The sequence below is a fragment of the Pseudonocardia sp. TMWB2A genome (assembly GCF_017312135.1).
In genome coordinates this window covers 1328077-1340729 of sequence record NZ_QKQY01000002.1, presented here as the reverse complement: position 1 = coordinate 1340729, position 12653 = coordinate 1328077, and the positions used below count along the sequence as shown (strand labels likewise).

The window sequence follows — 12653 nt, the reverse complement described above, 5'->3', positions numbered from 1 at the left end:
GGAGACCACCATGACCCCCCGCGTCGTCATCATCGGAGCCGGGATCGTCGGGGCGAACCTGGCCGACGAGCTCACCACCCGCGGCTGGACCGACGTCACCGTCCTGGACCAGGGGCCGCTGCCCCTGACCGGCGGTTCCACCTCGCACGCCCCCGGCCTGGTCTTCCAGACCACCGGGTCGAAGACCATGACCGCGTTCGCCACCTACACCGTCGAGAAGCTGAAGAGCCTGGACGTCGACGGCGGCTGGTGCTTCAACCAGGTCGGCGGCCTGGAGGTCGCGACCACCCCGGAGCGGCTCGCCGACCTGCACCGCAAGCAGGGCTGGGCAGTCTCCCGCGGGGTCCCGGCGTCGGTCGTCGACGCCGCCGAGTGCGCCCGCCTGCACCCGCTGCTCGACGCCGGTCAGGTCCTCGGCGGCCTGCACACCCCGACCGACGGCCTGGCCAAGGCCGCCCGCGCCGTCGTCGCGCTGGCGCGGCGCGCCGAGTCCCGCGGCGCGGTCTTCCGCGGCTCGGTGCGCGTCACCGGCATCGCCCAGTCCGGCGGCCGGGTCACCGGCGTCGAGACCGCCGACGGCGAGACCGTCCCCGCCGACATCGTCGTGTCCTGCGCCGGGTTCTGGGGCCGTGAGCTGGGCAAGCTCGTCGGCATGCGGGTGCCGCTGCTGCCGCTGGCCCACCAGTACGCCCGCACCACCCAGGTCGAGCAGCTCGTCGGACGCAACGACGAGCTCGTCGAGGCGCGGCTGCCGATCCTGCGCCACCAGGACGCCGACCTCTACTACCGCGAGCACAACGACTGCATCGGCATCGGCTCCTACGCCCACCGCCCGATGCCGGTGTCGATCTCCGAGCTGCCCGAGGTCGGCGACGGCGAGGTCGGCGAGCGCACCCAGCCCTCGATGCTGCCCTTCACCTCCGACGACTTCGCACAGCAGTGGGAGCAGAGCACGCAGCTGCTGCCCGGCCTACAGCGGTCCAAGATCGAGCACGGCTTCAACGGGGTCTTCTCCTTCACCCCCGACGGCGGGCCGCTGATCGGCGAGTCCGCCGACGTCGCCGGCTTCTGGATCGCCGAGGCCGTGTGGGTCACCCACTCCTCGGGCGTCGCCCGCTCGGTCGCGCAGCTGCTCGTCGAGGGCCGCAGCGAGCTCGACCTGCACGGATGCGACGTGCACCGCTTCGACGAGGTCGAGACCACCGACGCCTACGTCGACGAGACCTCGCAGCAGAACTTCGTCGAGATCTACGACGTGCTGCACCCGCTGCAGCCGAAGCTGTCCCCGCGCGACCTGCGGACCAGCCCGTTCGTGGACCGCCAGCGCGAGCTCGGGGCGTTCTTCCTGGAGTCGCACGCCTGGGAGCGCCCGCACTGGTACGAGGCCAACGCCGCCCTGGCGAAGGACATGCCCGCCGAGTGGCGCGCCCCGTCCCGCGACGCCTGGTCGGCGATGTTCCACTCGCCGGTCGTCGCGGTCGAGGCGTGGAGGACCCGCACCGCGGTCGCGATGTACGACATGACCCCGCTGAAGCGCCTGGAGGTGTCCGGGCCGGGCGCCTGCGCGTTCCTGGAGGGTCTGACCACCGGAAAGATGGACAAGTCCGTCGGCGCGGTCACCTACACGCTGATGCTCGACGAGGCCGGCGGCGTCCGCAGCGACCTCACCGTCGCCCGGCTGGGCGAGCAGCTGTTCCAGGTCGGCGCGAACTCCAACCTCGACCTCGACCACCTGCGCCGCGCGCTGCCCGACGACCACTCGGTCGTCGTCCGCGACATCACCGGCGGTACCTGCTGCATCGGTGTCTGGGGCCCGCTGGCCCGCGACCTGGTGCAGCCGCTGTCGCGCGACGACTTCTCCCACGAGGGGCTGAAGTACTTCCGCGCGATGTCCGCGCACATCGCCGGCATCCCGGTGACCGCGATGCGGCTGTCCTACGTCGGCGAGCTCGGCTGGGAGATCTACACCAGCGCCGAGTACGGCCGGAAGCTGTGGGACGTGCTGTACGAGGCCGGGCGCCCGCTCGGCGTCGTCGCGGCCGGGCGCGCGGCGTTCAACAGCCTGCGGCTGGAGAAGGGCTACCGCTCCTGGGGCGCCGACGTCTCGACCGAGCACAACCCCTACGAGGCCGGGCTCGGCTTCGCCGTCCGCCCGCACACCAAGGGCGACTTCGTGGGCCGCGAGGCCGTCGAGAAGATCGACCCGGACGCCGTCACCCGCAGGCTGACCTGCCTCACGATCGACGACGGCCGCAGCGTCGTCCTCGGTCACGAGGCCGTGCTCGTCGACGGGGAGCCGGCCGGCTACGTCACCTCCGCGGCGTACGCCTACACCCTGGGCACCCCGATCGCCTACGCCTGGCTGCCCGCCGGGCTGCCGGTCGGATCGACGGTCGAGATTCAGTACTTCGACCGCCGGATCCGGGCCTCGGTCGCGGCCGAGCCGCTGTTCGACCCGGAGATGAGCCGCATCCGGCGCTGACCCGCACGACCCGGGGCCCGGCCCACCCGGCCGGGCCCCGGGGTCGACGTGCCACCCCGCCCGTCGCACCGCCGCACGGAAGGACCCCCATGCGTACCGACACCCTCGACCGGTTCCTCTGGGACCTGGCCGCCCGCGTCCCCGCCCCCGGGGGCGGCGCGACGGCCGGCCTGCACCTCGCGCAGGCCGCCGCCCTGCTCGGCATGGTCGCCCGCTACACCGACGGCGAGCGCTACGCCGAGCACGCCGAGACCGTGCTGGCGGTCCGCAACCGGGCCGACGAGCTGCGCATCACCGGCCTCGGCCTCGCCGAGGACGACGCCCGTGCGTTCGGCGCCGTCGGCGCGGCCTACACGCTGCCCCGCGACACCGACGAGGCGAAGCGGGCCCGCACCGCCGCGATCGCCGCCGCACTGGTCGAGGCGGGCCGGATCCCGGCGCAGGTCATCCGTGCCGCCGAGCAGGTGGTCGACCTCGCCGAGCGACTGCGGCCGATCGGCAACCCCAACGTGATCAGCGACGTAGGCGCGGCGGCCGACGCCGCACGGGCCGCGGCCAGCACCGCCCGGCTCAACGTCGAGATCAACCTGGCGGGCCTCACCGACCCGCCGGCGCGCAGCGAGCTGGAGGCGGCGCTGACCGGCGTCGACGACCTGCTGCGCCGGGCCGACAAGGTGACCGACGACGTACGGGAGCAGATCCGCCGATGACCCCGCCACCCACCCCCCACCCCGACCACGTGCTGCTCGACGGCACCGCGCGCGCCCGCGAGCTGCGCCAGGGCGTGCAGGCCGAGGCCGCCGCGCTCACCGTCCTCGGCGTCGCGCCGCGGCTGGCCGTCGTCGTCGCCACCGCCGACGAGGGCGCGGGCTGGTACGTCCGCTCGCTGTCCGGCGCCGCCCGCCGGGTCGGTGTGGAGTGCGAGGTCGTCGACCTCGGCCCGGACGCCGACGCCGAGCTGATCGGCCGCACCCTGGCCCGCCTGAGCAGCGACGACACCGTGCACGGCATCATCCTGCAGACCCCGCTGCCCGACGGCGTGCGGGTCGAGGAACTGGCCGCGTCGATCGTCCCGGAGAAGGACGTCGACGGCGCCAACCCGCTGTCGGCGGGCCGGCTCGCCGCGGGGCTGCCCGCCTACCCGCCGGCCACCGCGGCCGCGGTGCTCGAGCTGCTCGACCACCACGGCGTCGAGCTGGCCGGGCGCAGCGCGGTCGTCGTGGGGCGCTCGCTGGTCGTCGGCAAGCCGACCGCACAGCTGCTGCTGCAGCGCGACGCGACGGTCGGCATCTGCCACCGCCACACCAAGGACCTGGCCGAGCACACCCGCACCGCGGACGTGCTCGTGGTCGCGGTCGGGCGGATCGGGCTGATCCGCGCCGAGCACGTCGCCGACGGCGCGGTCGTGGTCGACGTCGGCACCAACACCGCGCCCGACGGCAGCCTGGTCGGCGACGTCGACGCCGCCGACGTCGCCACCCGCGCGGGGGCACTCACCCCGGTGCCCGGCGGTGTCGGACCGGTGACCACGGCCCTGCTGCTGACGCACACCGTCCGCTCGGCGCGCGCCCACGTCTGAGCCGGGCTCAGACGACCTCGCGGACCGCCTTCTCGAACCCGATGACGTGCGCGCGGGCCCGGTCGGCCGCCTCGTCGGCCTGCTGGCCCGCGATGGCCCGCAGCAGGCCCGAGTGCTCGCCGACGTGCTGGTCGAAGTGGGTCATCCGGTCCAGGAACAGGCAGAAGATCCTGGTCGCCAGGTTGTCGTAGCGGATCAGGGTGTCCTCGAGGTGTGGGTTGGCCGCCGCCTCGTAGATCGTCCGGTGCACGTGCAGGTCCCAGCGCATCAGCTCGTCGCGGTCCAGCGTGCGCACGTCGATCCGGTCGATCGTGTCGGCCAGCTCGGCCAGGTCGGCCCGCGTGGTGGGGCCGGCGTACTCGGCGGCGCGCCGCGCGGCGAGCGGCTCCAGCTGCACACGGATCTCGGAGATGTAGGCGAGGTCGGTGATGTCGACACCGGTCGCGAACGTCCCGCGACGCGGGTAGGAGACGACCAGCCGGTCGATCTCGAGCCGCTTGAGTGCCTCCCGGACGGGGGTGCGACCGACCTCCAGGGACTTCGCGAGGGCGACGTCGTCGATGGCCGTCATCGGCGGGATGTCGAGCATGATCAGCCGATCCCGGATCACCGTGTACGCCTTGTCGGCGAGGGACGTGTACTCCGGCTCGGCGTCGTCGGGCAATGCGGTCACGGTCGCATGTTAACGCGACAGACGTGCCTAACAGTCGCCGGACGTGCCCACACCTCTTGACTATGACTGATATATCAATGCACTATCTACACCGTGCCGCGGTCTCCGCGGAGCGCGTCCGACCGAGGAGAGGCCGCCGTGTCCCGTTCCTTCATCCTGACCCTGGACTGCCCGAACCGCACCGGCATCGTGCGGGCGGTCAGCGCCTTCCTGTTCGAGCACGGCTGCGACATCGGCGAGTACCAGCAGTTCGACGACCCGCTGCGCGGCCGCCTCTACCTGCGCACCCAGGTCGGCGCGGAGCAGGACGTGGACCTCGACGCCGTCGGCCGCGACTTCGAGGCCGTCGCCGCGGAGTTCGGCATGAGCTTCACCTTCACCGACGGCGTCCCCGCCCGGATCCTGGTGATGGTCTCCAAGCTCGGCCACTGCCTCAACGACCTCATCTTCCGCTGGCGGGCCGGCAGCCTCGGCGCCGACATCGTCGCGGTCGTCTCCAACCACGAGGACATGCGCCCGATGGCCGAGGCGGCCGGACTGCCGTTCGTGCACGTCCCGGTGACCGCGGAGACCAAGCCCGAGGCCGAGGCACGGCTGCTGTCGCTCGTCGACGAGTTCGACGCCGAGCTGGTCGTGCTCGCCCGCTACATGCAGGTGCTCTCCGACGAGACCTGCAAGGCCCTCGAGGGCCGGGCCATCAACATCCACCACTCGTTCCTGCCCGGTTTCAAGGGCGCCCGCCCCTACCACCAGGCCTACGCGCGCGGCGTGAAGCAGGTCGGCGCCACGGCGCACTACGTGACCCCGGACCTGGACGAGGGCCCGATCATCGAGCAGGAGGTGATCCGGATCGACCACTCCTACGACCCGAAGGCGCTGCAGATGGTCGGCCGCGACGCCGGGGCGCTCGCCCTGTCCCGCGCGGTGCGCTGGCACTGCGAGCGCCGGGTGCTGCTGACCGGCGGCAGCACGGTCGTCTTCCGGTAGCGCCCGCTCCGCGAGCCCACGGCCCCGTCCCCGCACCGCGGGGGCGGGGCCGTTCCGCGTTCCGCCCGCCGTCGTCCCGCCTGCCGCCGCCCGGCCCGCTGCCGCCTAGCCCGTCGCGACCCGGCCGGCCCGGCGCCCCGGCCCGGCCCGGCGACTCCTCGCGTCTCGTGGCGCCCCATGCGTGGGGTGCCACGCGTCGTGGTGGGGTGCCACGGCGGCCGTGCGCTCCTGCCCGGTGCCGCCGGCCGGTGGCGGGTGGGGGAGTGGGAGCGCACGAACGCCCCGCGCCGGCGGGGCCGGGCGGGGCGTCCGTGGTGGTGCGGGGGATCAGCCCACGCGGTCGCGCACCCAGTCGTGGAACTCGCCGATGTGGTGCTCGCTGGGCACGAGCACGCCGCCCTTCTCGTAGGAGCGCGAGTCCATCGCGAGCTGGCAGCGCTCGCAGGCGTCGAAGTCCTGGACGTTGACCCGGTGGAACAGCTCCACCGAGCGGTCGATGTCGGCGCCGGAGTCGACGACCTCGGGCAGGTACAGCCAGTCGCAGACGACCAGGGTGCGCTCGGCGGTCAGCGGGAACATGCGGTGGAACACCACGTGGTCGGGGACCAGGTTGATGAACACCGACGGCCGCACGGTGATGGCGTAGTAGCGGCGGTCCTGCTCCTGCGCGACGCCCGGGATGCGGGCGAGCCCCTCCGAGCCGTCGACGGTGAAGCCCTGGATCTCCTCACCGAACTCCGCGCCGTGCCCGACGAAGTACTGGGCGGCCAGGCCGTCGGCGAACTCCGGCAGCACCTCGGTGAGCTCGGGGTGGATCGTCGCGCAGTGGTAGCACTCCATGAAGTTCTCGACGATCTGCTTCCAGTTCGCCTTGACGTCGTAGGAGATGCGCCGGCCGAGCTTCAGGTTCTCGACGTCGTAGCCGACGATCGCGTCCGGCGAACCGAGCCGGGTGCTGACGTCACCGATCACCGTGTCGGTGAACGAGGGTGGCTCCTCGGCCAGGCTCAGCCAGACGTAGCCCAGCCACTCGCGGACGTGCACGGTGTGCAGGCCGTACTCGACCTTGTCGACGTCGGGCATCGAGCTCAGGTTCGGCGCCGCGATGAGCTTGCCGTCCAGGCCGTAGGTCCAGGCGTGGTACGGACACTGGAAGGAGCGCTTGACCTCGCCCTTCTCCTCCGTGCACAGCCGCGCGCCGCGGTGCCGGCAGACGTTGAGGTAGGCCCGCACGGAGTTGTCCCTGGCCCGCGTGACGATCACGCTCTCCCGCCCGATCTGGACGGTCTCGAACGCGCCGGGCTTGTCCAGGTCCGCGGCCAGCACCGCGCAGAACCACGTCTTGTGGAAGATGTTGTCCTGCTCGGCCCGGAAGATCGCGGGGTCGGTGTAGTAGTGGCCCGCGAGCGTCTCTCGCAGGCTGTCCGGGAGGCTCTGACCCCCGGTGGCGGGGTTCGACAACTCGCCGGTCGTCATGGCGGTACTCCTCGTGGGCGACGGTCGGGATGGGGCGGCTGGCGGGTCGGGTCGAGGTCGGGCGCGTCGACGAGGTGACGTCCTCGCGGGCCGAGCTCGGGATCGGTGCGACGGCATCGGTGCGTTACGGAGGCCGGCGCCGCGGGACCGGGGGCCCGCGCGACGGCCGGGCGCCGGAGGCGACCGGCGTGCGGTCACGGTGGAAACGTTGCGGCACAGCGGATCACCTCCTGCAGTGGGATTCCGACACGAGGACGACGGCGGCGATCGGGACCGCGGAAACACACGAGAAATACCGGAAACTGTTGCGTAACAAGCAACGAGTCGCTCAATGCGCACCACGATGGGAGCGCGTCTCCCGGGTCGGTGTCAAGGGGCCGCAGCGGTGGTGTTCGTGCAGGCCCGGGGCGTGGGCCGGTCGCCGCGGGTGGGGTGACGGAACTGCTGGGGGCACGGTGGCGACTCCGGTGTCGTCGGGCTCCGGGCGGCTGGTCGGGGCTTGACCGCCGCTTCGGCCTCATCATAACGTGCACAGATATATTAATCGAGTATCTGATGGGGAGCAGGTGCTGCCGGGTCGCGACCCTGGCCGATCGCCGCCCGTCCGCCGCCCCTCTCCCGGGCCGGCGGCACCCGCTCCCCGCCCCCCGTCGTGCCGGCGATCCCGGCGGCGGGCCCGCACGACCCACGGAGCGGCGCACGTACCGCACTTCCCCCGCACCCGGACAGAGGTGGAGACGTCATGACGCAGGTCGATCCCCGGTCGTGTACCGAGGACCCCGGAGCACCCCCGGAACGCCCCCGCACGGACTGGACGGTCTTCGGGATCGGCGCCGCGCTGGCGCTGCTGTTCGTCGTCTGGGGGGTCGCGGCGCCGGAGAGCCTGCGCACGACCGCGTCCGGGATGATCGAGGCCCTGATGCGCGGGGGCGGCTGGGGCTTCATCCTCGCCGCGACCGCCTTCGTGGCCTTCGCGCTGTTCCTGGCCTTCAGCCGGTTCGGGCGGATCAGGCTCGGCGCCGACGACGAGGAGCCCGAGTTCCGCACGGTCTCCTGGATCGCGATGATGTTCTCGGCCGGCATGGGCATCGGGCTGATGTTCTTCGGGGTCACCGAGCCGCTGACCTTCTTCCGGTCCCCGCCGCCCGGGTCCGCCGCGCCGGCGACGACCGAGTCGATGCAGGTCGCGATGGCGACGTCGCTGTTCCACTGGACGCTGCACCCGTGGGCGATCTACGCCGTCGTCGGGCTCGCGATCGCCTACTCCACCTTCCGCCGGGGCCGGCGGCAGCTGATCAGCCAGGCGTTCGTCCCGCTGATCGGGCAGAAGGCCGCCGACGGGGCGATCGGCAAGGCGATCGACATCCTCGCGATCTTCGCGACGCTGTTCGGCTCGGCCGCGTCCCTCGGTCTCGGCGCGTTCCAGATCGGCGGCGGCATGCAGACCGTCGGCTGGGTCGACGGGGTGCCGGGGGCCGGCGTGCTCGCGGCGATCATCGTCGTGCTGACCGCGGCGTTCATCCTCTCCGCGGTGTCCGGGGTCGCCAAGGGCATCCAGTGGCTGTCCAACACCAACATGGTGCTGGCCGGGGCGCTGGCGCTGTTCGTGTTCGTCGTCGGCCCGACGGTGATCATCCTGGACCTGGTGCCCACCGCGCTGGGCGCCTACTTCGCGCAGTTCTTCGAGATGGTCGGGCGCACCGAGGCCGTCGGCGGCGAGCCGATGCTGGAGTGGCTGTCCAGCTGGACCGTCTTCTACTGGGCGTGGTGGATCTCGTGGACGCCGTTCGTCGGCATGTTCCTGGCGCGGATCTCGCGCGGGCGCACCATCCGTGAGTTCGTCGGCGGCGTCATCCTCGCGCCGAGCCTGGTCTCGCTGGTCTGGTTCTGCATCTTCGGCGGCACGGCCGTCGAGCAGGCCCAGCAGGGCGCGCAGTTCTCCGACGACTCAAACGTCCAGCTCTTCCAGATGCTCGGCGCCTACCCCTGGGCCACCGCCACCGGCCTGCTGGTGATGATCCTGGTCGCGATCTTCTTCGTGTCCGGCGCGGACGCCGCGTCGATCGTGATGGGCACGCTGTCCCAGCGCGGCACCATCGAGCCGAGCCGGTGGGTGGTCGTCTTCTGGGGCGCCGCGATGGGCGCGGTCGCGGTGCTGATGCTGGTCACGGGGGGTGAGGACGCTCTGTCGGGCATCCAGAACCTCACGATCCTGGTCGCGGCACCGTTCGTGGTGATCATGGTGCTGCTGTGCGTGGCCCTGCACCGCGACGTGCGCCGCGACAAGGTCATCCTGCGCGCGGTCAAGAGCGCCGAGGTGATGGAACAGGCCGTCGACTGGGCGACCGACAACCACGGCGACGACTTCTACGTGAAGGTCGGCTCCTTCGCCAAGGACGACGACGGGGACACCGACGCGGGCCCCGTCCCGGTCGGGGCGGTCGACCCGCCTGGCGTCCCGGCCGCCCCGGAGCGCTCCGGCGACGACGGCGCCACCCCGGCCGACGACGACCGGGCCACCCCGGTCGCCACCGCCGAGCGCCGCTGAGCCACCGGCACCGGCCGGGACGCGTTCCCGGCCGGTGCCCGGCTCAGGCGGTGCGCAGCTCCACCCCGGCCTCGGCCAGCGCGGCCAGCGCCCGCTCCGTCGTCTCCGGGGCCACCCCGGCGCAGTGGTGCAGCAGCACCGTCGTCGCCAGCCCGAGCCGCGACGCGTCGAGCGCGGTCGCCCGGACGCAGTGGTCGGTCGCCAGGCCGACGACGTCGACCTCGGTCACCCCGCGCTCGGTCAGCCAGTCGCCCAGCGGCGTGCCCGACTCGTTCCCGCTCGCGCCCTCGAACCCGGAGTAGGCGCTGGTGTAGGCGCCCTTGTCGAAGACGCACTCGATCGGCGCCACGTCCAGGGCCGGGTGGAACGACGCGCCCGGCGTCCCCGCGCGGCAGTGCGGCGGCCAGGAGTCGACGAAGTCCGGGGTGTCGGAGAAGTGCGGCCCCGGGTCCACGTGCACGTCCCGGGTGGCGACGACGTGGTCGTAGACCCGCCCGTCGCGGCCGGCGGTCGCGAGCGGCCCGATCCCGGCGGCCACGACGGCCCCGCCGGCCACCGCGAGGGCGCCGCCCTCGCAGAAGTCGTTCTGGACGTCGACGACGATCAACGCTCGTGCCATGGCTCAGCTCCCGGTGAGGAAGGTGGTCGGGATCGCAGGCTCGCCGCGGGACAGCTTCAGCCCCTCCCACGGTACGGCGACCAGCGCCGTCCGCAGCCGCTCCCGGGCGGCCTCCAGCCCGGTGACGACGTCGTCGGCGACGACCTTCCCGTCCCGCACCAGCGGCACCGGCAGCGCCCGGTCGTGCGGGCCGAGGACCGGGTCGGTGCCGTAGGGGTACACGACCTCCTCGACCGCGGTCCCGGTCGGCTTGAACCGGCGCAGCGCCGCCTTGCGCCCGCCGCGGGACTCCTTGGCGCTCGACCGCTTGGCCACCGGGCGCCCGTCGACCTCGACGAGCTTGTAGACCATCCCGGCCGTCGGCGAGCCCGACCCGGTGACCACCGAGGTCCCCACGCCGTAGGAGTCGACCGGCTCGGCGCGCAGCGAGGCGATCGCGTACTCGTCGAGGTCGCCGGACAGCACGATCCGGGTCCCGGTGGCACCGAGCGCGTCGAGCTGCTCGCGGGCCTGGCGGGCCAGCTCGCCGAGGTCCCCGGAGTCGATGCGGACCGCACCCAGCCCGGGACCGGCGGCCGCGACGGCGTGCTCGATGCCGCGGCGGATGTCGTAGGTGTCGACGAGCAGCGTGGTGCCGGTGCCCAGCGCGGCGACCTGGCTGGCGAAGGCGGCCGGCTCGTCGTCGTGCAGCAGGACCCAGGCGTGCGCGGCGGTGCCCGCGGTCGGGATGCCGTGCCGGGCGCCCGCGGCGAGGTTCGACGTCGTCGCGAAGCCCGCCAGGTACGCCGCCCGGGCGGAGGCCACCGCGGCCTCCTCGTGGGTCCGGCGCGAGCCCATCTCGATCAGCGGCCTGCCGGCCGCCGCCGTCACCATCCGGGCCGCCGCCGAGGCGATCGCGCTGTCGTGGTTGAAGATCGACAGGGCGACGGTCTCCAGGATCACCGCGTCGGCGAAGGTGCCGGTCACGGTGAGGACGGGGGAGCCGGGGAAGTACAGCTCGCCCTCCGGGTAGCCGTCGACGTCGCCGGAGAAGCGGTAGTCGCGCAGACGCTCCAGGGTCGCCGCGTCGACGACCGGGGCGAGGAACTCCAGGTCGGCGTCGGAGAAGCGGAAGCGCTCGATCGCCTCCAGCAGCCGCCCCGTCCCGGCGACGACGCCGTAGCGCCGCCCGTCGGGCAGGCGGCGCGCGAACAGCTCGAAGACGCAGTGGCGTTCCGCGGTGCCGTCGGCGAGGGCCGCCGCCACCATCGTCAGCTCGTAGCGGTCGGTCAGCAGGGCCGTGCCGGTCATGGCCGGGAGCCTACGGCCGCCCGCGCCGTCGTGGTCGGTGCCGCTGTGGCCGGTGCCGTCCGCGGGCCGTGCGGCCGTGCGGTCGGGCCGTGACCGCTGTCCCGGCTGTGCCACCATGGGGCGCATGTCCGCGCCGTCCCCAGCGCCGTCCCCGGCGCCCACCGAGCAGGTCGCGCCCGACCTGGACGAGTCCGCCGGCCCCGACACGCCGTGGCAGGCCATCGTCTGGAACGACCCGGTCAACCTCATGTCGTACGTGACCTACGTGCTGCAGAAGGTGTTCCACTACCCCGAGCCGAAGGCCACCGCGTTGATGCTCGACGTGCACCACAAGGGACGCGCCGCGGTGTCGGCGGGGGACAAGGACACCGTGGAGGGACACGTCGCCCAGCTCCACGCGGCCGGCCTGTGGGCCACCATGCAGCGGGCCTGAGCGTGAACGGCTGGAAGCGCAGCGGCCGGGGCGACCGCGTCCGCTACACGTCCGGGTTCTCCGGCGAGGAGGCCGTCGTCCTGCGGGGGCTGTTCGTCGAGATCCGCCAGATGCTCGCCGGTCGTGCCGAGCTCGCGCCCACCGACGAGCTCGCCGAGCTCACCGGCATCCGCACCGGCCCGACGTCGCGGCCGACCGACCGGGTGCTGGCCCGGCTGCTCCCGGACTTCACCACCGAGGACTCCGACCTCGCCGGCGGGATGCGCTCGCTGCACGAGCCGTCGCTGATCGAGGCCAAGGACACCGCCGCGGCGACCGTGCTGGACACCCTGCCCGAGGCGGGCGGACGGCTCGAGCTCACCGAGGCCCAGGTCGACGCCTGGCTGGCCGCCCTCAACGACGTACGGCTCGCGCTCGGCACCGCCCTCGACGTGAACGAGGACATGCCCGAGCAGCTGCCCGACGACGACCCGCGGGCCCAGCACCTCGGCGTCTACCACTGGCTGACCTACGTGCAGGACTCCCTGGTCCGGGTCCGCGTCCGCGGGCTCTGACCGCCGGGCCCA

11 protein-coding genes are annotated in these 12653 nt (G+C 73.1%); 7 read left to right on the top strand and 4 right to left on the bottom strand.

Features of this window, described 5'->3' with window-relative positions; translation table 11 throughout:
- The first annotated feature begins 10 nt into the window (after positions 1–10).
- The 3 genes from DMP17_RS20690 to DMP17_RS20680 all read left to right on the top strand — a co-directional run bounded on the left by DMP17_RS20690 (position 11) and on the right by DMP17_RS20680 (position 4061).
- Entirely contained in the window at positions 11–2482 is a 2472-nt protein-coding gene (locus DMP17_RS20690) for a GcvT family protein (protein ID WP_337830348.1), read from the top strand.
- Between the two features lie 89 nt (positions 2483–2571).
- A complete protein-coding gene (locus tag DMP17_RS20685; RefSeq protein ID WP_337830347.1) occupies positions 2572–3192 on the top strand; it encodes a cyclodeaminase/cyclohydrolase family protein in 621 nt (206 codons plus the stop codon).
- The gene (locus tag DMP17_RS20680; RefSeq protein ID WP_226355497.1) at positions 3189–4061 is read left to right on the top strand and encodes a bifunctional 5,10-methylenetetrahydrofolate dehydrogenase/5,10-methenyltetrahydrofolate cyclohydrolase; all 873 of its coding nucleotides are present in this window, start codon (positions 3189–3191) and stop codon (positions 4059–4061) included. The genes DMP17_RS20685 and DMP17_RS20680 overlap by 4 nt, the downstream gene beginning before the upstream one ends.
- Positions 4062–4068: 7 nt before the next feature.
- Here the strand turns inward: DMP17_RS20680 and DMP17_RS20675 are convergent, their stop codons facing one another.
- Complete coding sequence (locus DMP17_RS20675; protein ID WP_226355498.1) at positions 4069–4734, bottom strand: GntR family transcriptional regulator; 666 nt, start codon at positions 4732–4734, stop codon at positions 4069–4071.
- 138 nt (positions 4735–4872) lie between these two features.
- On the opposite strand from DMP17_RS20675, the gene purU reads away from it, so the two are divergent.
- Positions 4873–5721 carry a formyltetrahydrofolate deformylase gene (purU, locus tag DMP17_RS20670; protein WP_337830346.1) on the top strand — a complete coding sequence of 283 codons (849 nt, stop codon included), beginning with the start codon at positions 4873–4875 and terminating at the stop codon, positions 5719–5721.
- A 327-nt stretch (positions 5722–6048) separates the two neighbouring features.
- On the opposite strand, the gene DMP17_RS20665 is transcribed toward purU, so the two are convergent.
- Complete coding sequence (locus DMP17_RS20665) at positions 6049–7197, bottom strand: aromatic ring-hydroxylating oxygenase subunit alpha (RefSeq protein ID WP_337830345.1); 1149 nt, start codon at positions 7195–7197, stop codon at positions 6049–6051.
- A gap of 742 nt (positions 7198–7939) precedes the next feature.
- On the opposite strand from DMP17_RS20665, the gene DMP17_RS20660 reads away from it, so the two are divergent.
- The gene (locus DMP17_RS20660) at positions 7940–9745 is read left to right on the top strand and encodes a BCCT family transporter (RefSeq protein WP_337830344.1); all 1806 of its coding nucleotides are present in this window, start codon (positions 7940–7942) and stop codon (positions 9743–9745) included.
- Positions 9746–9788: 43 nt separating this feature from the next.
- Here the strand turns inward: DMP17_RS20660 and DMP17_RS20655 are convergent, their stop codons facing one another.
- Positions 9789–10364, bottom strand: a complete 576-nt coding sequence (locus DMP17_RS20655) for an isochorismatase family protein (RefSeq protein WP_226355503.1) — start codon at positions 10362–10364, stop codon at positions 9789–9791.
- 3 nt (positions 10365–10367) lie between these two features.
- A complete protein-coding gene (locus DMP17_RS20650) occupies positions 10368–11654 on the bottom strand; it encodes a nicotinate phosphoribosyltransferase (RefSeq protein WP_226355504.1) in 1287 nt (428 codons plus the stop codon).
- A gap of 124 nt (positions 11655–11778) precedes the next feature.
- Between DMP17_RS20650 and clpS the strand changes: the two genes are divergently transcribed.
- Together clpS and DMP17_RS20640 are read left to right on the top strand one after the other, a co-directional pair.
- Positions 11779–12087: an ATP-dependent Clp protease adapter ClpS gene (gene clpS, locus DMP17_RS20645; protein WP_226355505.1), complete on the top strand. Its 309-nt coding sequence runs from the start codon at positions 11779–11781 to the stop codon at positions 12085–12087.
- Between the two features lie 2 nt (positions 12088–12089).
- Positions 12090–12641 carry a DUF2017 domain-containing protein gene (locus DMP17_RS20640; protein WP_062400754.1) on the top strand — a complete coding sequence of 184 codons (552 nt, stop codon included), beginning with the start codon at positions 12090–12092 and terminating at the stop codon, positions 12639–12641.
- Positions 12642–12653: the final 12 nt, after the last annotated feature.

Coding starts and splice junctions, on each gene's coding strand:
- DMP17_RS20690 (WP_337830348.1), top strand. CDS start 11: ATGACCCCCCGCGTCGTCATCATCGGAGCCGGGATCGTCGGGGCGAAC.
- DMP17_RS20685 (WP_337830347.1), top strand. CDS start 2,572: ATGCGTACCGACACCCTCGACCGGTTCCTCTGGGACCTGGCCGCCCGC.
- DMP17_RS20680 (WP_226355497.1), top strand. CDS start 3,189: ATGACCCCGCCACCCACCCCCCACCCCGACCACGTGCTGCTCGACGGC.
- DMP17_RS20665 (WP_337830345.1), bottom strand. CDS start 7,197: ATGACGACCGGCGAGTTGTCGAACCCCGCCACCGGGGGTCAGAGCCTC.
- DMP17_RS20660 (WP_337830344.1), top strand. CDS start 7,940: ATGACGCAGGTCGATCCCCGGTCGTGTACCGAGGACCCCGGAGCACCC.
- DMP17_RS20655 (WP_226355503.1), bottom strand. CDS start 10,364: ATGGCACGAGCGTTGATCGTCGTCGACGTCCAGAACGACTTCTGCGAG.
- DMP17_RS20650 (WP_226355504.1), bottom strand. CDS start 11,654: ATGACCGGCACGGCCCTGCTGACCGACCGCTACGAGCTGACGATGGTG.
- clpS (WP_226355505.1), top strand. CDS start 11,779: ATGTCCGCGCCGTCCCCAGCGCCGTCCCCGGCGCCCACCGAGCAGGTC.